Raw genomic sequence first — 18,921 nt, 5'->3', positions numbered from 1 at the left:
CTAGATTCCACTTTGCCACTGCTTGATGGACTCGAACGGATGCAGCAGCATGATCACGTTGAGCGTCAGATTGTCCCGGATGAGGTAGCCGACACCCAGTTCGAAGATGAGGGCGAGGCCGACGATGCTCCATATAGGTAGCTTTCGCGCCATCACAAATCCCAGCACCATGGCCAGCGTGTCGGACACTGAATTGATGATCGAGTCGCCATAGTAATCCAGCGAGATGGTGCCGGCGCGGTAGCGCTCGATGATGAACGGGCTGTTTTCCAGGAGTTCCCAGCCGCCCTCGATGACGACGGCGAATGCCAGGCGCAGACCGATTGGCGAGCGCGGGAACAGGAACCAGGCCAAGGCGTAGAGCAGGAAGCCGTGGATGATGTGCGAGAACGTGTACCAGTCGGAAATATGCTGGGAATTCTCCGAACTGTTCACCACACCGTGCCAGAGTTTGACGTAACCGCAGGTGCAGATCGGCGTGCGGCCCATGCCGTAAAGCGCGCCGGCTTGGAAGATGAGCAGAGCGAGCACGAGCAGAAGCCCCATCCGCCAGCTGTCTTCGTAGGCCGAGTAATTTTTGGCAGTGCCCGGTGTCGCCATCAACTCATTCCCCTTCTTCCGCGTCGCTGTCTTTGGCATCGACAGCCATCAGCACGACGTCCCCATATCTAGAGTGTCTGCGACCGATAGCCCTGAAGCCCGCCTTTTCATAGGCGCGGATGGCGCGGCCATTGTCGGGATGCGGATCGATGATGACGCGCGGCGCGCCTTCCTCGAACAGTTGCTCGACGAATTGCCTGACGATCGCCGAGCCATGACCTTTGCTAACCAGGTCCGGCACGCCGATCGACAGGTCGATGCCGAGCGTGCCGAACGGCTGGTCGGCATAGGGATGGCCGTCTTCCAGATGCGGATCGTAGCTCTGCAGATAGGCGATCGGCCTGCCGTCGAGCTCGACGATCAGCGGCTCTACAGAAATAGAGTCGATGTGCTCCCCGATTTCGGCGATTTCCGTCTCCGGATCGTCCCACCATTCGGCGACATGCGGCTCGGCCAGCCAGCCGGCGATCATCGGCAGGTCTTTTTCGGTAACCGGTCGAAAATCATAGAGCACCGGCGGGTTAGCCGGCATCGAGCGTTTCGACAACAAAGTTGTTGTTGGTGTAGACGCAAATGTCGGAGGCGATCTGCATCGCCTTGCGGGCGATCTCCTCGGCATCCTTGTCGCTATCCATCAGCGCGCGGGCAGCGGCCAGCGCATAGTTGCCGCCGGAACCGATGGCCATGACGCCGAATTCGGGCTCCAGCACGTCGCCGGTGCCGGTGAGCGCCAGCGAAACCGACTTGTCGGCCACCAGCATCATCGCTTCCAGCCGGCGCAGATAACGGTCGGTGCGCCAGTCCTTGGCGAGCTCGACGCAGGCGCGCGTCAACTGGTCGGGATATTGTTCGAGCTTGGCTTCCAGCCGCTCCAGAAGGGTGAAAGCATCCGCCGTGGCGCCGGCGAAACCCGCAATGACATTGCCGCCTTTGCCGATGCGGCGCACCTTTTTGGCATTGCCTTTCATGATGGTCTGGCCAAGGCTGACCTGGCCGTCGCCGGCGATCACCACCTTGTTGCCCTTGCGCACCGTCACGATGGTCGTGGCGTGCATGCTCAGTTCATTCGACATTTTTAGCTCCGATTCGCGCGATCCCGATAAGGCGATTGGCGCGCGGTAGAGTGATTTCGATCGGCCATATGTATGCATGGGGCGGGTGATTGCAAACGGCGTCCGCCATGGCCGGTGGCTGTCCGCATCGCAACTGGCAATCGCCGGATCATGCTGCTAGAAGGCTTTCGTTTTCAAGCAAATGACAGCTTGGAACCCCGTCTTGAGTTTCGAACCCCTCAGCCAAGGACAAGGTAATGGCGTCCCGTTCCGCCGAAGTCAGCCGCAAGACCAAGGAAACCGAGATCAGCGTCTCGGTCCATGTCGACGGCACCGGAAAATCCGACATGTCGAGCGGCGTCGGCTTCTTCGACCACATGCTGGACCAGCTGTCGCGCCACTCGCTGATCGACATCACGGTGAAGGCCAAGGGCGACCTGCACATTGACGACCACCACACGGTCGAGGACACCGGCATTGCGATCGGCCAGGCGCTGGCCAAGGCGCTGGGCGAGCGGCGCGGCATCATGCGCTACGCCTCTGTCGACCTTGCCATGGACGAGACGCTGACGCGGGCCGCGATCGACGTGTCGGGCCGTCCGTTCCTGGTCTGGAATGTCGCCTTCTCGTCGCCCAAGATCGGCACGTTCGACACCGAACTGGTGCGTGAATTCTTCCAGGCGCTGGCGCAGAATGCCGGTATCACGCTGCATGTCACCAACCATTATGGCGCCAACAATCACCATATTGCCGAAACCTGCTTCAAGGCGGTGGCGCGCGCGCTGCGTTTCGCACTGGAGCGCGACCCGCGCCAGCCGGAAGCGGTTCCCTCCACCAAGGGATCTCTGAAAGGGTAGGCTGATGGCCATCTATGTCGTGATGGAACCGCCAGGCCGCACCGAGGCGGCCGACGCAACCGTTTTGGTCCGCGACGGTTTTTCCTGGCTGGCTTTCCTGGTGGCGCCGCTGTGGCTCGCCTGGCACAGGCTGTGGATCGAGGCCGCGCTCGCCTTCGTCGCCATGGGGCTCATCTCGGTGCTCGGCCAATGGCTGGGACTGGACTGGGCCGGCTCCGCACTGTCTTTACTGGTCTCGCTCTATATCGGGCTGGAAGGCCAAGGGCTGCGGATCGCAGCGCTGCGCTGCCGCGGCTGGCATGAATGGGGCGTCGTCGAAGCCGACAATCCTGACGATGCCGACATCCGCCAGACACTGGACGCCGAGGCGCTTGCCGACGAGCCGGCGCCGCTGCCGCGCATCGTGCCGGACGCCAGCCTGGCCCGGCCGACGCAGACCGGGCTGACGCTGGGCCTGAGCCATACGCCGGGAAAAGCCTGAGATGCGGGTTGCCATCATCGATTACGGGTCGGGCAATCTGCGCTCGGCCACCAAGGCCTTCGAGCGCGCCGCGCATGAAGCCGGCATTGCCGCTGCCATCGAGCTGACCGCCGACGCCGAGCGGGTGCGCAGCGCCGACCGCATCGTTTTGCCCGGCGTCGGCGCCTATGCCGATTGCGCGGCGGGCCTGCGCGGCGTCGCCGGCATGTGGGAAGCGGTGGAAGAGGTAGCGATCGCCAAGGCGCGGCCGTTCCTCGGCATCTGCGTCGGCATGCAGCTGATGTCGGAGCGCGGCCTGGAAAAGACCGTGACCAAGGGCTTCGGCTGGATTGCCGGCGACGTCAAGGAGATCACGCCCGCCGATCCGGCACTGAAGATCCCGCAAATCGGCTGGAACACCATCGATCTGGAGCGCAAGCACCCGCTGTTTTCGGGTATTGCGACCGGGCCCAAGGGTCTGCACGCCTATTTCGTTCATTCCTACCATCTCGACGCGACAAGGCCGGACGAAGTGCTGGCCGTCGCCGATTATGGCGGCCCGGTAACGGCGGCGGTCGCGCGCGGTAACCTTGCCGGCATGCAATTCCATCCGGAAAAGAGCCAGGCGCTCGGCCTGGCACTGATCACCAACTTCCTGCGCTGGAGGCCTTGAGATGAGCAAGAAGGGCTACTGGATGGCGATGGTCGATGTGACCGATCCGGAAAACTATCCGAAATACATCGCCGCCAACAAAGCGGCGTTCGACAAATACGGCGCGAAATTCCTGACGCGAGGCGGTCAGTCGTCAAGCCCGGAAGGGCCATCCGGCAATCGCCATGTGATCGTCGAGTTCGAAAGCTACGAGGTCGCGCTGGCTTGCTTCCATTCCCCCGAATACCAGGCAGCGCTGAAATTCCGGCGCGCTTATTCGACCTCGCATTTCGCCATTGTGGAAGGGGTCTGAACGGTGATCCTGTTTCCCGCCATCGACCTCAAGGACGGCAAGTGCGTGCGGCTGAAGCACGGCGATATGGCGACCGCGACCATCTACAATGACGATCCGGCGGCCCAGGCTAAGGCCTTCGAGGACCAGGGTTTTGATTGGCTGCACGTCGTCGACCTCAATGGCGCGTTCAAAGGCCAAAGCGTCAACAGCGCGGCGGTCGGCGCCATCCTCAAGGCGACGAAAAACCCGGTGCAGCTCGGCGGCGGCATCCGCACGCTGGCGCAGATCGAGGACTGGCTCGACCGCGGGCTGGCCCGCGTCATCCTCGGCACGGTGGCGGTGCGCGATCCCGACCTGGTCCGGGAAGCCTGCAAGGAATTTCCTGGAAAGATCGCCGTGGGCATCGACGCCAAGGGCGGCAAGGTGGCGGTCGAAGGCTGGGCCGAGGCCTCCAGCCTCGGCGTCATCGAACTGGCGCGGAAATTCGAAGGCGCCGGCGTTGCCGCCATCATCTACACCGACATCGACCGAGACGGCGTTCTGACCGGCATCAACTGGGATGCCACGATCGATCTCGCCGACGCGGTCTCGATCCCGGTCATCGCCTCGGGCGGGCTGGCTTCGATCGCCGACATCGTGCGCATGACCATGCCCGACGCGAAGAAACTGGAAGGCGCCATCTCCGGCCGCGCGCTCTATGACGGGCGTATCGACCCGGCCGAGGCGCTTGCGGTGCTGCAGGGCAAGGCGATGGAGACCCGATCTTGAAGATCTCCATCATCCTGGCCTCCTATGACAGCGGCCACTATCACGGCGGCATGGGCCGAGGCCCGGATGCACTCGTCGCCGGCGGGCTGGTCGACGCGCTGACGCTCTCCGGGCATGACGTCGTCGTCACCGATATCGGCAGGGTTGGCGACGAACAGCAGCGCGAGATCGCCACCGGCTTTGCCGTGTGCGGCGCCGTCTCCGGCGAGGTCCGCATCGCCATAGACCGCGGCCGGCTTCCCATCGTGCTGGCCGGCAATTGTCTGACATCGGCCGGTGCGGTTGCCGGCGAGGATGCCGATGCGATCATCTGGGCCGACCAGCATGGCGATCTCAACACGCCGGAGACGTCCATCTTCGGCTTTCTCGACGGCATGGCGCTGGCCACGGTTCTCGGCCTGTGCTGGAAGCCGATGGCCTCGGCCATCCCCGGCTTCAAGCCGATCGATCCGGCGCGCTGCGTGCTGGTCAACGCGCGCGATCTCGATCCGGCCGAAACGGAGCTGTTGAAGACTTTGCCGGTCATCCGCACCGAATGCCCGGACTGGGCGACGGCGAGCACCAGGCTGAAGGCGCCGGACGCGAAGCGGGTGCACCTGCATCTCGATCTCGACGTGCACGACCCCGGGGCGCTGCAGGCCAACCGCTACACCACGCCCGGCGGCCCGGAGCCGAAACAGCTGCGCCAGGCTGTCTGCGGCATGGCCGGCCTGCTGCCGATTTCCGGCATCACCATTTCCGCCTACGATCCGGCGTTCGATGCGCAGGCCGAGGTTCCGCCGCTGGTCGGCGAACTGCTCAGCGAGTTGCTGGCGACGATGGAGAAGGGCTGATGCTGAAGGCCCGAGTCATCCCTTGCCTCGACGTCAAGAACGGCCGCGTCGTCAAGGGGGTCAATTTCGTCGACCTCATCGATGCCGGTGATCCGGTCGAGGCGGCCAAAGCCTATGACGCGGCCGGCGCTGACGAGCTTTGCTTTCTCGATATCACCGCGTCGTCCGACAACCGTGAAACCATCTTCGACGTCGTCGCCCGCACCGCCGAACAATGCTTCATGCCGCTGACCGTCGGCGGCGGCGTGCGCCAGGTGGCCGATATTCGCAAACTGTTGCTGGCCGGCGCCGACAAGGTGTCGATCAACACTGCGGCGGTGAAGAACCCCGATTTCGTCGCGGAAGCCGCCGACAAGTTCGGCAACCAGTGCATTGTCGTCGCCATCGACGCCAAGAAGGTGTCGGCACCCAATGAAGCCGACCGCTGGGAGATCTTCACCCATGGCGGCCGTGAAAAGACCGGCATCGATGCGGTCGAGTTTGCGCGAAAAATGGTCGATCGCGGCGCCGGCGAGATTCTTTTGACCTCGATGGACCGTGACGGCACCAAGGCCGGTTACGACATTGCGCTGACCCGCGCGATAGCGGATGCGGTGCGCGCGCCGGTCATCGCGTCGGGCGGCGTCGGCACGCTCGACCATCTGGTCGAGGGCATTCGCGACGGCCACGCCGGCGCCGTGCTCGCGGCCTCGATCTTCCATTTCGGCACTTACACGATTGCGGAAGCCAAGGCGCATATGGCCGAGGCCGGGCTGCCGATGCGGCTGGACTACCCGGTTCAATCCACTCCACAAAGGCTGTAGGCTGCGCCATGGCTGAATTTTCGCTGTCCGATCTGGAAACGATCATTGGCGAACGCGCCCGTTCCGGCGACCCGGACTCGTGGACGGCAAAACTGTTCGCCAAAGGCATCGACAAGGCGGCGCAGAAGCTTGGTGAAGAGGCAGTCGAAACGGTGATTGCCGCCGTCAAGGGCGACAAAAATGCCCTCGTTTCCGAAAGTGCCGATCTCATATATCATTGGCTCGTCGTGCTTGGCATGGCCGGCGTTTCGCTGGGCGAGGTGCTGAAGGAGCTTGAGGGCCGTACCGGCCGTTCGGGCGTCACTGAAAAGGCATCCCGGCCGAAAGGCTGACCGCGAGAGCCGGATGATTTCGGGCCGAGGCCTTAAATCTGAATCCGTCTCTAAATTGATAGAGGGAGCATGATGTCGCCCGAAAACCGCTTCACACTTTTCGGCCTCATGCTCTAGAGGGCAGGAAACTCGATGGACCAACTCGCTCCGACCGAGAAATATTCCCCCTATCGTTTCTTCTCGGCCGAGCAATGGTCGAACTTCCGCGCCGACACGCCGATGACGCTGGGCGAAGACGAGATCAACCGTCTGCGCTCGTTGAACGATCCGGTCGACCTGGAAGAAGTCAAGCGCATCTATCTGTCGCTCTCGCGGCTGCTTTCGGCGCATGTCGAGGCCAGCCAGTTGCTGTTTCGCCAGCGCCAGGCCTTCTTCAACGCGCTGGATGTGGTCAAGACACCGTTCATCATCGGCATTGCCGGTTCGGTTGCGGTCGGCAAATCGACCACGGCGCGCGTGCTGAAGGAGCTTCTGGCGCGCTGGCCGTCGAGCCCCAAGGTCGATCTCATCACCACCGACGGTTTTCTCTTACCCAACAAGGTGTTGCGACGCGACAATCTGATGGAGCGCAAGGGCTTTCCCGACAGCTACGATGTCGGTGCGCTGCTGCGTTTCCTCTCGGGCATCAAGTCGGCGCAGCGCAATGTCCGCGCGCCCGTCTATTCGCATTTGACCTATGACGTCATTCCCGGCGAGTTCGTCACCATCGACCGGCCAGACATTCTGATCTTCGAAGGCATCAACGTTCTGCAACCCGGCAAATTGCCGAAGGACGGCAAGATCGTGCCGTTCCTGTCGGATTTCTTCGATTTCGCCATTTATATAGATGCCGACGAGAAGCTGATCCACCAATGGTACATCGCCCGCTTCATGCGCCTGCGCGAGACGGCCTTCCGCAATCCGGACTCCTTCTTCCACCGCTATTCGCAGCTTTCGGAAGACGCCGCGCGCGCCATTGCGGAAGGCTTGTGGGCCAACATCAACCTGAAAAACCTGCGCGAGAACATCGTGCCGACACGGGCGCGGGCCAACCTCATCCTGCGCAAGGGCGCCAATCATCTGGTCGAGGAAGTGGCGCTCAGGAAACTGTGACCGCCGCCTCCGGGCTGGTCGCGATATCGGCCGATTGCGTATCCTGCGCCGGTCGCCGGACATAGCGCCGGTCGGCCGGGACGAGTTTGCGCGCCGCGACATAGACAATCACCGAGACAGCAGCTGCGGCATAGCCGTCGATTGCATAGTGCCACGCCAGATAAACCGAGCTGACGGCAACAAAGGCCACATAGACAAACGCTACAGCGCCGAGACGGCGATTGTACTCCCATGCAAAAAGTGCGTTGAGCATCGCCAAGCCGACATGCACGCTGGGAAAGGCCGAAATGCCTGACGCGAAACCGGTCTGCCTGGCCTCATGAAGCCTCCACAAATATTGCTGGTAGGAAACAGCGGAATTGGAGGATTCGGCGCCGCGGGCCAGGAATGCGAGCTGTTCGCCAAACCGCGCCGTGTCGCCCGTGACCATCCCGTAAAACGCCGGACCAGCCGACAGGAACAGTCCAGCCAATATGTTGCCGACGACGATCCAAACCACCATGAAGCAGATGACATAGCGCGTTCGAACCGACGCCGTCCGGGGCGATGTCGCGACGAAGAACAAGGCGCCAAAATTGAGGACAAACCAGAATACGTTGTAATTCCACTCGATGGCAGCCCGCACGAAATCGTTTTTGGCCACCAGATAGAGCCAGCGCCACGGATCGGCGCCGAAATGCAGGAACGCATCGATGTCGGCATGCAGCACGTCAAATGGAAAGCCGTCCTGCCAGACCGGCAGTCCGTTCTTCACCGAGGTGAATGTGCCTTGAAAGATCATGAGCGCCATGAGGAGGCATAGACCCGAGAGCGAATATGCCAGCCGCGATGTCGAGAACACATATTTCGCCGCCAGACGGCGCCTGATGTCGGTGCGATGTATAAGCAGGCTTATGTCAACAATAATGGCGAAGGTCGGCAGCATCAGGCCGTTCAACAATATCCACCGCCCGAAATATATCGAATACGCGCTGCGGTCGGCCGCGCCTATTGCATACAGAAAAACCAGTCCGGCCAATGTGTAGACGACGATGAACAGATAAACGCCTGAATCCCGGCGAATCAGCGGGATCGCTTGTTTGATGACTGCCCACAACTGACGGAAAACCACACTGCTCTTTGTCATTGTCCCGAGCCGACGTTGCAATGCCCGGGCACTTTATAAGGAAAATCTGTAGAATCGGTTAGTGCTGTGCGAGGACGCGCTCGCTCAAGAAAGTGTCGTCATTCGCCAGCCCCAATTTGCCACAGCCCCACCAGATGGCGAGCGCCGCGGCAATGCCGACAATTCCGTCCACGGCATAGTGCCACCCGAGGTGAATCGAGCCGAAGAACAACAAGACGCCAAAGGCCAGCATGGCGTGACCGAACCTGCGATCAATTGAGTACGCGACAGCCACAAACAGCGCCGCCTGCGCGTTGTGCATGCTGGGCATGGCCGAAATGCCACCGGGCAAATCGACACGGCCAGTATAGACCTCCCAAAGAAAATCCTGTGTCAAGGATGACGACAGCGGATAGATCGAGGCAACCTCGTCGAGATAGCGCATCAGATCGGCATATGGCGAGGGTGCGCCCGGCACCATTTCCGCAAAGTAACAAGGTCCTGCCGAGGAGAACAACGTTGCTATGACCAGGCCGATCAGGATCCACGAAATGACCGTCGCCCGCCAGTAGCGAAGGCGGATCCGCTCAGGCACGCGCGGACTGACAAGCAACCCCACCCAGAACAAGAACACCAGCAGCATCCACAGAGTGTACACTATGTCCAACAGGCGAGTTACCCAAGGCATGCCGACGACCGGCTGAATGATTTGCCACGCCTGATTCCCACCCAGGAGATTTGCATCCCAGTGGGAGAAAGTTTCGTCCCACTGGAAGGGGGCGACAATCGGAATCATCATTTTGTTGTAGAGGAATGCCGCCATGAAGAGAGCCAACACGACGCTAGCGCAGAAACCCCGCGCAAGGGTATTCGACATGCCTCCGAGGGAAGCGACCGCGATGCTGACTGGTGACCCATGGCGACCCTGAACGAGCGCGCAGGAACCAACCACGGCAACAAGGATAGAGCCCAGCAAAGGCAAAAAGCGCACAATTCGACCGGTATATTCAACAATATGGGGCAGGATCGAATCGCCCCTGATTGTCGCGATGAGAAAGGTCAACACGACAAATGCGAAGATCATTGCACTGCGGCGGCCCTCACGCGCGAGCCATGCGGGAAACCGGTCCACATGCGAAGGACTTTGCACGATTTCAGAGGAAGCCATAGGAACGGCCCCAATCTTTTTGAGAACATTCCTTTGTGTCGCACCTATACTTTAACAAACAGTAAGTCGAAGAATACCTCTACTGCTCCAGGGTACGGTTGACCCGCCGCAGCGTCAGATTGATCCGGCCGCCATTTTTCAGCAGCGCCGAGGTCGACGGATAGATGCGGTCGACGCCGTGGAAGCAGAGCCGGCCTTCGCCGCCGAGCACGACGACGTCGCCGCTTTTCAGGCGGAACGATTTGGTGCCGCCGTCGCGTGTGGCCCCCCTGCCCGTCACTTGGCCGACCCGGAACAGGCAATCGTCGCCAAGTGACACCGAGACCACAGGCGCCGAAAAATCGGCTTCGTCGCGATCCTGGTGCAGGCCCATTTTGGCGTCCTGCGTATAGAAATTGACCAGGCAGGCCTCTGGCGGATTCGGATAGGCGGCGACCTCCCGCCACAATTGCATCAGCGCGTCCGGGATCGGCGGCCATGGCTCTCCGGTGAGTGGGTGCGTTGGCTGGTAGCGATAACCCAACTCCTTGTCAGTGACCCAGCCGAGCGTGCCGCAATTGGTCATGCGCACGCTCATCTCCTTGCCGGTCCGCGGCATCGCCGGCACGTACAGCGGCGCCCGCTGTACAATGGTCCTCACCTCTTCGACCAGCGCTTCCTGCGCCGCGCGGGACAGATAACCAGGCATGTGGCGGACGCCTTTGGGCAGAACGAGCATGACTTCGCCTCCGGTTGATACTGAAACCATGCCACCGCCAATCAGAAACAGCGACCCGAAAGCCACGGTTGTTGGCCTCCCTTTCTGTGGCAATGGTGAAACCTTGCGGCTGCGGCTCCGAAGGGGAAGCCGCTTTATGCACGCAGTCGGCGCGGTCCTTAGTCGTTCTCTACCCGGCCGCGCAGCTTTTTGATCGTGCCGCGCCCTGCCTTGCTTTGCAGCCGCCGCTCCACCGAGCCTTTCGACGGCCTGGTCTTCTTGCGCGGCGGCGGCGGCGGTTCCGCGGCCTTGGCGACCAGCGCCGTCAGCCTTGCCCGGGCATCGGCCCGGTTCTGCTCCTGGGTGCGGAAGCGGCCGGCCTCGATGACGATGACGCCGTCCTTGGTGGCGCGCTGGCCGGCGAGCTTGATCGTGCGCGCGCGCACGCGTTCGGACAGGCCAGCCGCATTGGCGGCGTCGAAGCGCAATTGGACGGCGGTCGCCACCTTGTTGACGTTCTGGCCGCCGGGACCCGACGAACGGATGAAATCCTCGTGCAGGTCGCCCGGATGGATTACGGCTTCGTCTGATATGATGATGTCGTCGATAGGCATGCCGCAGTCATGGCGCGGCGGACCAAAAAAGAAAAGGCCCGATCGAGACCGCGCCTTTCAAGGATGCTTCGGTGAAGATGCCTGGACTATTCCGCAGCTTCCTGCAGGCGGGGTGCTGCGCCTAGCACGACGGCATCGACATGGCTCTCGAATTTCTCGAAGTTGACGGCGAACATGCCGACCAATCGCGCTGCCTGCCGGTCATAGGCTGCCTTGTCGGCCCAGGTCGAACGCGGGTCGAGAATGGCGCTCTCGACGCCAGGCACAGCAACCGGCACCTCGAAGCCGAAATTGGCGTCAGTGCGGAAACCGGACGCCTTCAGCGAACCGTCAAGCGCTGCGGCCAGCAAGGCGCGCGTCGCCTTGATCGGCATGCGCTTGCCGGTGCCGTAGGCGCCGCCGGTCCAGCCGGTGTTGACCAGCCAGCAATCGGCGCCGTGGCGGGCGATCAGCTCGCGCAGCAGATTGCCGTATTCCTTGGGGTGGCGCGGCATGAACGGGGCGCCGAAGCAGGTCGAGAAGGTCGCTTCCGGCTCGGTAACGCCCTTCTCGGTGCCGGCCACCTTGGCGGTGTAGCCGGAGAGGAAGTGATACATCGCCTGCGCCGGGGTCAGCCGTGCGATCGGCGGCATGATGCCGAAGGCATCGGCGGTCAGCATGATGATGTTTTTCGGGTGGCTGGCCCGTCCGCTCTTCGAGGCATTGGGGATGAAATCCAGCGGATAGGCGCAGCGCGTGTTTTCGGTGAGCCGGCCGTCGTTGAAGTCCGGCACGCGGTCGGCGTCGAGCACGACATTTTCCAGCACCGTGCCGAAGCGCTGCGTGGTGGCGAAAATCTCCGGCTCGGCCTCGGCCGACAGCCGGATCGTCTTGGCGTAGCAGCCGCCTTCGAAGTTGAAGATGCCGTGCGGTCCCCAGCCGTGCTCGTCGTCGCCGATGAGCGTACGTGACGGATCGGCCGACAGCGTCGTCTTGCCCGTCCCGGAAAGCCCGAAGAAGATCGCCGCGTCGCCGGCCGGGCCCTCATTGGCCGAGCAGTGCATCGGCATGACGCCCTTTTCCGGCAGCAGATAGTTGAGCATGGTGAACACCGATTTCTTCATCTCGCCGGCATAGGAAGTGCCGCCGATGAGCACGATCTTGCGGGTGAGATCGACCGCAATCACCGTTTCGGTGCGGCTGCCGTGGCGGGCCGGATCGGCGCGGAAGGACGGCAGGTCGATGATCGTCATCTCCGGCACGAAATCCTCGAGCTCGGCGGCCTGCGGGCGGATCAAAAGATTGCGGATGAACAGCGAGTGCCAGGCGAATTCGGTGATGACCCGCGTCGGCAGCTTCAGCTCGGCATCGGCGCCGCCGACGAGGTCCTGCACATAGAGATCGCTATTCGCGGCGTGGACAAGGAAATCGGCGAGCAGCATTTCGAACTGGCCCGCCGAAATCGCCTTGTTGTTGTCCCACCAGACATGGGGCTCGGTGGCGCCATCGCGGACGACAAACTTGTCCTTGGGCGAGCGGCCAGTGTGCTGGCCGGTCTCGGCAAGCAGCGCGCCGCCGGCGGTCAACCGGGCCTCGCCACGACGGATCGCTGCCTCATAAAGGGCGGCCGCACCAAAATTATAATGCACCGTGCCGGTGGTTTTCAGGCCGATACGATCGATCGCGCAAGCAGAATTGCGTTTGCCGACTTCCGACATCAAGGGTCCCTTCTTCTGGATTCGCCGCACTTTGCCGGCGCGTTTCCGGCGAGCCCGCGTTAGGGGCTGAGACGGTGAGAACCAGAAAACTCGAATGATATCAAATCATTAATCGATTTAAAAATTTTGAAAGTTGTTTAAATCGTTTATATGTGCAAAAAATCACGGTGGTTGCCCAAAGGATTGGCACACAGTGTTCGTCCAACCCGTGTAGAGGTTCCGATGGGGCCGCCGGCAAGCCGTCCGCGACAGCGGGTGGAGCCTGTGCCACATTTTGTACCTAATTTGTCCTGCAAAAGCCCCTTCTCTAAGACAGAAGGGACAGCTCATGAGGGAGCCGCTTGAAATGGCAACAATCGCGCTTGTCGATGACGACCGCAACATTCTGACATCGGTGTCGATCGCCCTCGAGTCCGAGGGGTATCGCGTCGAGACCTACACGGATGGTGCGTCGGCGCTGGAAGGCCTGGCGGCGCGGCCGCCGAATCTCGCCATCCTCGACATCAAGATGCCGCGCATGGACGGCATGGAGCTGTTGCGCCGGATGCGGCAGAAGTCCGACCTACCGGTGATCTTCCTGACCTCGAAGGACGATGAGATCGATGAGCTTTTCGGCCTCAAGATGGGCGCCGACGATTTCATCCGCAAACCGTTCTCGCAGCGCCTGCTGGTCGAGCGGGTGCGCGCCGTGCTGCGCCGCGCCAGCGCCCGCGAAGCTGCGGCAAAGGCGCCCAGCCAGCAGGCCCGTTCGCTGGAACGCGGCCAGCTGGTCATGGACCAGGAACGCCATACCTGCACCTGGAAGGGCGAGCCGGTGACGCTGACGGTCACCGAATTTCTCATCCTGCACTCGCTGGCGCAGCGCCCCGGCGTGGTAAAAAGCCGTGATGCGCTGATGGATTCGGCCTATGATGAGCAGGTCTATGTCGACGACCGCACCATCGATAGCCACATCAAGCGGCTGCGCAAGAAGTTCAAGGCCGTCGATGACGACTTCGAAATGATCGAAACCCTTTACGGAGTCGGATACCGGTTCCGCGAAGCTTGAGTTGATGCATGTCGCCCAAAAGTGGTCGCGTTTTTGGGACGACGACATGCATAAAACCAAAGACTAGGCGGGAGCTGCTATTCGATGGCAGTGGATGTACAGCGGAGCAGACGAACGAGCGCTGTCAGGCGGTCGCGGATTCTGCCCGCATTCCTGTCGAGGTTGACGGTGCCGATGCGCCGCTTCCTCGGCCACCACATCTTTTCCAGCCTGACCCGGCGCATCCTGTTCCTCAACCTGGCCGGCCTCGCCGTGCTGGTCACCGGCATCCTCTATCTCAACACCTTCCGCGACGGGCTGATCGACGCCCGCGTCGAAAGCCTGATGACGCAGGGCGAGATCATCGCCGGCGCCATTGCCGCGTCGGCAACGGTCGAGACCGATTCGATCAGCATCGATCCGGAAAAACTGCTCGAACTGCAGGCCGGTGAAAGCCTGGGGCCGGGCTCAGACCAGCTCGACAATCTGGATTTCCCGATCAATCCCGAGCGCGTCGCGCCGGTGCTGCGGCGGCTGATTTCGCCGACGCGCACCCGGGCCCGCATCTATGACCGCGACGCCAATCTGCTGCTCGATTCGCGCCATCTCTATTCGCGCGGCCAAATCCTGCGCTACGACCTGCCGCCGGTCGAGGACGAGCAGCCGGATATGCTGGAGCGCGTGCAGAAATTCGTCTTCGACTTCTTCCGCAACAAGGACCTGCCCGTCTACCATGAGCAGCCGGGCGGCAACGGTGCGGCCTTCCCGGAAGTGGTCAAGGCGCTGACCGGCAGTCCATCGACGATCGTGCGGGTGAGCGAACAGGGCGAGCAGATCGTTTCGGTGGCGGTGCCGATCCAGCGCTTCCGTGCCGTTCTCGGCGTGCTGATGCTGTCGACGGAAGGCGGCGACATCGACAAGATCGTCGCCGCCGAACGCAAGGCTATTTTGCGCGTGTTCGGCATCGCCGCCCTTGTCACCGCCATCCTGTCGATGCTGCTCGCATCCACCATCGCCAATCCGCTGCGCCGGCTATCGGCGGCGGCAGTGCGGGTGCGGCGCGGCGTCAAGAGCCGCGAGGAGATCCCCGACTTTTCCGACCGCCAGGACGAGATCGGCAATTTGTCGGTCGCGGTGCGCGATATGACCAATGCGCTCTATGCCCGCATCGAGGCGATCGAAAGCTTCGCCGCCGATGTCTCGCACGAGCTGAAGAACCCGCTGACGTCGCTGCGCAGCGCGGTGGAGACCTTGCCGCTGGCCAAGAACGACAATTCACGCGGCAGGCTGATGGAGATCATCCAGCACGATGTCCGGCGTCTCGACCGGCTGATCACCGACATTTCCGATGCCTCGCGCCTCGACGCCGAACTGGCGCGTGAGGATGCCGCCACGGTCGATTTGAAGAAATTCATCACCGATCTCGTCGCCGTGTCGCGCGAAGCGACGCGCAACAAAAAGGCTGTCGAGATCGAATTCAAGGCCGCCAAGCTGCCGCAAGGCGTCAAAGGCTATTTCGTCACCGGCCATGATCTCAGGATCGGCCAGGTCATCACCAATCTGATCGAGAATGCCCGCTCCTTCGTGCCGGAGGACCACGGCCATATCGCCATTTCCCTGGCACGCTCGGGCAAGGTCAACATCGTCACCGTCGACGACAACGGCCCCGGAATCCGCACCGACGCCATCGACCGCATCTTCGAGCGCTTCTACACCGACCGCCCGGCGGGCGAGGCGTTCGGCCAGAATTCGGGGCTTGGCCTGTCGATATCCAGGCAGATCGTCGAAGCCCATGGCGGCACGCTGACCGCCGAGAACATCCCCGGCACCAAGCCCGGCGACATCAAGGGCGCGCGCTTCGTCGTTACGCTGCCGGCCGAAGGCTGATCGCGGCTGCGCATGCCCGATCCCACCGCGGAACCCGAGAACATCCATGCCACCGCAGTCCTGATTGGCGAGCGGGGCGTCCTGATCACCGGGCCGTCCGGCTCGGGCAAGACAACGCTGGCGCTGGCGCTCATCGACCATTTCAGCCGGCGCGGGCTGTTTGCGCGGCTGATCGGCGACGACCAGCTGTTTGTCGCGGCGCGTTTCGGGCGGCTGGTCTGCCATGCGCCCGCCAGCATTGCCGGCCTCGCAGAGGTGCCCGGGCTTGGTCCGAAGCCGCTTTTGTTCCAACCTGTGGGGGTCATCGACCTGGCAATCCGGATGGTTTCCGCAGACGCGATCGCGCGTTTCCAGGAAGAGTCGAGCGCGACCATTGCCGGCTGTGTGGTGCCGCGCATCGACCTCGTTCAGCGCAACGTCACTGCGGCTTTGCCGGCGGTAATGGCGCGGCTGGCGATTGCGCCTTTCGTATGATCCGCCGCCGGTTTTCTGCTGCAATGCGTCAAATTGGCCATGGCCGACGCAATTTTGGGCTTGTCAACGCGCCGCGCGTCGACAAGATAGCGCTCCCGCCGCCTGGGATGGCCGGCGAGCATAAAAAGCGCCTGTGAAGCGGCGATGACGGGAGCCACCATAGAATGATCGGACTCGTGCTTGTAACGCACGGTCAACTGGCCGCCGAGTTCCGCCATGCCGTGGAACATGTCGTGGGGCCACAAGACAATTTCGAAACCGTGGCAATCGGCGCCGACGACGATATGGAGCAGCGTAGGCGCGATATCGTCGACGCCGTCGGCCGCGTCGACACCGGGACCGGGGTCATCGTTCTGACCGATATGTTCGGCGGCACGCCTTCCAACCTCGCCATTTCGGTGATGGAATCCGGTCGCACCGAGGTCATCGCCGGCATGAACCTGCCGATGCTGATCAAGCTGTCATCGATCCGCAAGGGCGACAACATGGCGACCGCGCTCGACGAGGCGCAGGCCGCGGGGCGCAAATACATCAACGTCGCAAGTCAGCTGCTGAGCAGCAAATGAACGCGCTGTCGCCCGGTGAGATCGTGCGCGAGTTCCCGATCGTCAACCAGCGCGGCCTGCATGCGCGCGCCTCGGCGAAGTTCGTCCAGGTCGCCAGCGGCTTCGACGCCACCGTCCATGTCGAGAAGGATGGTCTCAAGGTCGGCGGCACCTCGATCATGGGGCTGATGATGCTGGCGGCGAGCCCCGGTTATTCGATCCGCGTCACCGCCAGCGGCGCTGAAGCCGCAGCGGCGATGGACGCGCTGGAGCAGCTGGTCGCCTCGCGCTTCGGCGAAGAGTGCTGAAGTTTTTGCTTTGAACGCCGTTGTCCCAAAACCGCGGGATACTTTTGGGCGGCATGCATCCCCGTAAAACACATACGCGCATAAAGATTTCTTTATATCCCATTGTCGTCTTGGCGGCGATCTGCTAGTCAGGCCGGCATTCCGCGCCCTTCGACGCGCCGTGTGGCGCAGGCGCATTCTGAAGACAAATCACACCGGAGCACTGCCATGACAGGTAGCAAGGACTATGTGGTCGCCGACATCTCGCTTGCCGGCTGGGGCCGCAAGGAACTCGATATCGCCGAAACCGAAATGCCGGGCCTGATGGCCTGCCGCGAGGAATTCGGCGACAAGAAGCCGTTGAAAGGTGCGCGCATCACCGGCTCGCTGCACATGACCATCCAGACTGCGGTGCTGATCGAGACGCTGAAGGCGCTTGGCGCCGATATCCGCTGGGCCTCGTGCAACATCTTCTCGACCCAGGACCATGCGGCCGCAGCCATCGCCGAGGCCGGCATCCCGGTGTTCGCCGTCAAGGGCGAGTCGCTCGAGGAGTATTGGGACTACACCGACAGGATCTTCCAGTGGGCCGATGGCGGCCTCTCCAACATGATCCTCGACGATGGCGGCGACGCCACCATGTACATACTGATCGGCGCCCGCGCCGAGGCCGGCGAGGACGTGCTGTCCAACCCGCAGAGCGAGGAAGAGGAATACTTCTACGCCCAGGTCAAGAAGCGGCTGAAGGCTTCGCCCGGGTTCTTCACCAAGCAGAAGGAAGCCATCCGCGGCGTCACCGAAGAGACGACGACGGGCGTCAACCGGCTCTACCAGCTGCAGAAGAAGGGCCTGCTGCCCTTCCCGGCGATCAACGTCAACGACTCGGTCACCAAGTCGAAGTTCGACAACAAATATGGCTGCAAGGAATCGCTGGTCGACGGCATCCGCCGCGGCACCGACACCATGATGGCCGGCAAGGTTGCGGTCGTCTGCGGCTATGGCGACGTCGGCAAGGGCTCGTCGGCTTCGCTCAAGGGCGCCGGCGCCCGCGTCAAGGTCACCGAAGTCGATCCGATCTGCGCGCTGCAGGCGGCGATGGACGGCTTTGAAGTCGTCACGCTGGAAGATGCCGCACCGACCGCCGACATCGTCATCACCACCACCGGCAACAAGGATGTGGTCACCCTCGACCACATGCGCTCGATGAAGGACATGGTGATCGTCGGCAATATTGGCCACTTCGACAATGAGATCCAGGTCGCGTCGCTGCGCAACCTGCAATGGACCAACGTCAAGCCGCAGGTCGACATGATAACCTTCCCGGACGGCAAGCGGATGATCCTGCTGTCCGAGGGGCGCCTGCTCAACCTCGGCAACGCGACCGGTCATCCGAGCTTCGTGATGTCGGCTTCGTTCACCAATCAGGTGCTGGCGCAGATCGAGCTCTACACCAAGCCCGGCCAGTACCAGAACCAGGTCTATGTGCTGCCCAAGCACCTCGACGAGAAGGTGGCGCGTCTGCATCTCGACAAGCTTGGAGCCCGCCTGACCGAACTTTCCGGCGAACAGGCCGCCTATATCGGCGTGACCCCGCAGGGTCCGTTCAAGCCGGAACACTACCGCTATTAGCCAAAGCGGCGTTTACCGCTAGATATTGAAGCCGGGCGATTGACTTT

23 protein-coding genes are annotated in these 18,921 nt (G+C 62.2%); 15 read left to right on the top strand and 8 right to left on the bottom strand.

Annotation, left to right across the window (positions count from 1 at the left end):
- From NKJ64_RS23830 to hslV, 3 genes are read right to left on the bottom strand one after another with little or no spacing between them, the layout of a single operon-like run.
- Positions 1-600: a DUF2585 domain-containing protein gene (locus tag NKJ64_RS23830; RefSeq protein WP_352463451.1), complete on the bottom strand. Its 600-nt coding sequence runs from the start codon at positions 598-600 to the stop codon at positions 1-3.
- A 4-nt stretch (positions 601-604) separates the two neighbouring features.
- Positions 605-1,132 (bottom strand): GNAT family N-acetyltransferase, encoded by a 528-nt coding sequence (locus NKJ64_RS23825; RefSeq protein WP_352463450.1) that lies wholly within the window; start codon positions 1,130-1,132, stop codon positions 605-607.
- Entirely contained in the window at positions 1,122-1,673 is a 552-nt protein-coding gene (hslV, locus tag NKJ64_RS23820) for an ATP-dependent protease subunit HslV (protein WP_023672322.1), read from the bottom strand. Before hslV ends, NKJ64_RS23825 begins: the two co-directional genes overlap by 11 nt.
- Before the next feature lie 236 nt (positions 1,674-1,909).
- On the opposite strand from hslV, the gene hisB reads away from it, so the two are divergent.
- The 9 genes from hisB to coaA all read left to right on the top strand — a co-directional run bounded on the left by hisB (position 1,910) and on the right by coaA (position 7,744).
- Complete coding sequence (gene hisB, locus NKJ64_RS23815; protein WP_023672321.1) at positions 1,910-2,509, top strand: imidazoleglycerol-phosphate dehydratase HisB; 600 nt, start codon at positions 1,910-1,912, stop codon at positions 2,507-2,509.
- Between the two features lie 4 nt (positions 2,510-2,513).
- On the top strand, positions 2,514-2,990 hold the full coding sequence (locus NKJ64_RS23810) for a DUF2628 domain-containing protein (RefSeq protein ID WP_023695989.1): 477 nt from the start codon (positions 2,514-2,516) through the stop codon (positions 2,988-2,990).
- 1 nt (position 2,991) lies between these two features.
- Positions 2,992-3,642, top strand: coding sequence for an imidazole glycerol phosphate synthase subunit HisH (gene hisH / locus NKJ64_RS23805; protein ID WP_023695990.1), 651 nt, complete (start codon positions 2,992-2,994; stop codon positions 3,640-3,642).
- A gap of 1 nt (position 3,643) precedes the next feature.
- The gene (locus NKJ64_RS23800; RefSeq protein WP_023672318.1) at positions 3,644-3,934 is read left to right on the top strand and encodes a DUF1330 domain-containing protein; all 291 of its coding nucleotides are present in this window, start codon (positions 3,644-3,646) and stop codon (positions 3,932-3,934) included.
- A gap of 3 nt (positions 3,935-3,937) precedes the next feature.
- Complete coding sequence (hisA, locus tag NKJ64_RS23795) at positions 3,938-4,684, top strand: 1-(5-phosphoribosyl)-5-[(5-phosphoribosylamino)methylideneamino]imidazole-4-carboxamide isomerase (protein WP_352463449.1); 747 nt, start codon at positions 3,938-3,940, stop codon at positions 4,682-4,684.
- Positions 4,681-5,517, top strand: a complete 837-nt coding sequence (locus NKJ64_RS23790; protein WP_023741283.1) for an arginase family protein — start codon at positions 4,681-4,683, stop codon at positions 5,515-5,517. The genes hisA and NKJ64_RS23790 overlap by 4 nt, the downstream gene beginning before the upstream one ends.
- A complete protein-coding gene (gene hisF, locus NKJ64_RS23785) occupies positions 5,514-6,320 on the top strand; it encodes an imidazole glycerol phosphate synthase subunit HisF (protein ID WP_023695992.1) in 807 nt (268 codons plus the stop codon). Before NKJ64_RS23790 ends, hisF begins: the two co-directional genes overlap by 4 nt.
- 8 nt (positions 6,321-6,328) lie before the next feature.
- On the top strand, positions 6,329-6,652 hold the full coding sequence (locus tag NKJ64_RS23780; RefSeq protein ID WP_023672314.1) for a phosphoribosyl-ATP diphosphatase: 324 nt from the start codon (positions 6,329-6,331) through the stop codon (positions 6,650-6,652).
- Between the two features lie 132 nt (positions 6,653-6,784).
- Positions 6,785-7,744, top strand: a complete 960-nt coding sequence (coaA, locus tag NKJ64_RS23775; RefSeq protein ID WP_023755482.1) for a type I pantothenate kinase — start codon at positions 6,785-6,787, stop codon at positions 7,742-7,744.
- Here coaA and NKJ64_RS23770 read toward each other — a convergent pair.
- From NKJ64_RS23770 to NKJ64_RS23750, 5 genes are all read right to left on the bottom strand, one after another.
- Positions 7,731-8,870, bottom strand: a complete 1,140-nt coding sequence (locus NKJ64_RS23770) for a phosphatase PAP2 family protein (RefSeq protein WP_023756496.1) — start codon at positions 8,868-8,870, stop codon at positions 7,731-7,733. The two genes, coaA and NKJ64_RS23770, sit on opposite strands and share 14 nt — an antisense overlap.
- Positions 8,871-8,928: 58 nt before the next feature.
- Positions 8,929-10,017 (bottom strand): phosphatase PAP2 family protein, encoded by a 1,089-nt coding sequence (locus NKJ64_RS23765; RefSeq protein ID WP_081730953.1) that lies wholly within the window; start codon positions 10,015-10,017, stop codon positions 8,929-8,931.
- A 79-nt stretch (positions 10,018-10,096) separates the two neighbouring features.
- On the bottom strand, positions 10,097-10,735 hold the full coding sequence (locus tag NKJ64_RS23760; RefSeq protein ID WP_023827364.1) for an alpha-ketoglutarate-dependent dioxygenase AlkB family protein: 639 nt from the start codon (positions 10,733-10,735) through the stop codon (positions 10,097-10,099).
- Between the two features lie 158 nt (positions 10,736-10,893).
- Complete coding sequence (gene arfB / locus NKJ64_RS23755) at positions 10,894-11,328, bottom strand: alternative ribosome rescue aminoacyl-tRNA hydrolase ArfB (protein ID WP_023672309.1); 435 nt, start codon at positions 11,326-11,328, stop codon at positions 10,894-10,896.
- Positions 11,329-11,414: 86 nt separating this feature from the next.
- Positions 11,415-13,025 carry a phosphoenolpyruvate carboxykinase gene (locus NKJ64_RS23750; protein ID WP_023710430.1) on the bottom strand — a complete coding sequence of 537 codons (1,611 nt, stop codon included), beginning with the start codon at positions 13,023-13,025 and terminating at the stop codon, positions 11,415-11,417.
- A 346-nt stretch (positions 13,026-13,371) separates the two neighbouring features.
- Here NKJ64_RS23750 and NKJ64_RS23745 point away from each other — a divergent pair, with 346 nt between their 5' ends.
- From NKJ64_RS23745 to ahcY, 6 genes are all read left to right on the top strand, one after another.
- Positions 13,372-14,073, top strand: a complete 702-nt coding sequence (locus NKJ64_RS23745) for a response regulator transcription factor (RefSeq protein ID WP_010912942.1) — start codon at positions 13,372-13,374, stop codon at positions 14,071-14,073.
- 84 nt (positions 14,074-14,157) lie between these two features.
- Complete coding sequence (locus NKJ64_RS23740) at positions 14,158-15,939, top strand: sensor histidine kinase (protein ID WP_023728844.1); 1,782 nt, start codon at positions 14,158-14,160, stop codon at positions 15,937-15,939.
- 12 nt (positions 15,940-15,951) lie between these two features.
- Positions 15,952-16,413 carry an HPr kinase/phosphorylase gene (locus NKJ64_RS23735; protein WP_023728843.1) on the top strand — a complete coding sequence of 154 codons (462 nt, stop codon included), beginning with the start codon at positions 15,952-15,954 and terminating at the stop codon, positions 16,411-16,413.
- Between the two features lie 164 nt (positions 16,414-16,577).
- The gene (locus NKJ64_RS23730) at positions 16,578-16,979 is read left to right on the top strand and encodes a PTS sugar transporter subunit IIA (RefSeq protein ID WP_023672304.1); all 402 of its coding nucleotides are present in this window, start codon (positions 16,578-16,580) and stop codon (positions 16,977-16,979) included.
- Entirely contained in the window at positions 16,976-17,266 is a 291-nt protein-coding gene (locus NKJ64_RS23725; protein WP_023672303.1) for an HPr family phosphocarrier protein, read from the top strand. The genes NKJ64_RS23730 and NKJ64_RS23725 overlap by 4 nt, the downstream gene beginning before the upstream one ends.
- A 207-nt stretch (positions 17,267-17,473) precedes the next feature.
- A complete protein-coding gene (gene ahcY / locus NKJ64_RS23720) occupies positions 17,474-18,874 on the top strand; it encodes an adenosylhomocysteinase (protein WP_023681401.1) in 1,401 nt (466 codons plus the stop codon).
- Positions 18,875-18,921: the final 47 nt, after the last annotated feature.

This window comes from Mesorhizobium sp. M0062, from assembly GCF_040323125.1.
In the GTDB taxonomy this organism is placed as follows: domain Bacteria; phylum Pseudomonadota; class Alphaproteobacteria; order Rhizobiales; family Rhizobiaceae; genus Mesorhizobium.
Note: the sequence above shows the minus strand (reverse complement) of the source record. Positions and strands in the feature narration are given on the sequence as shown.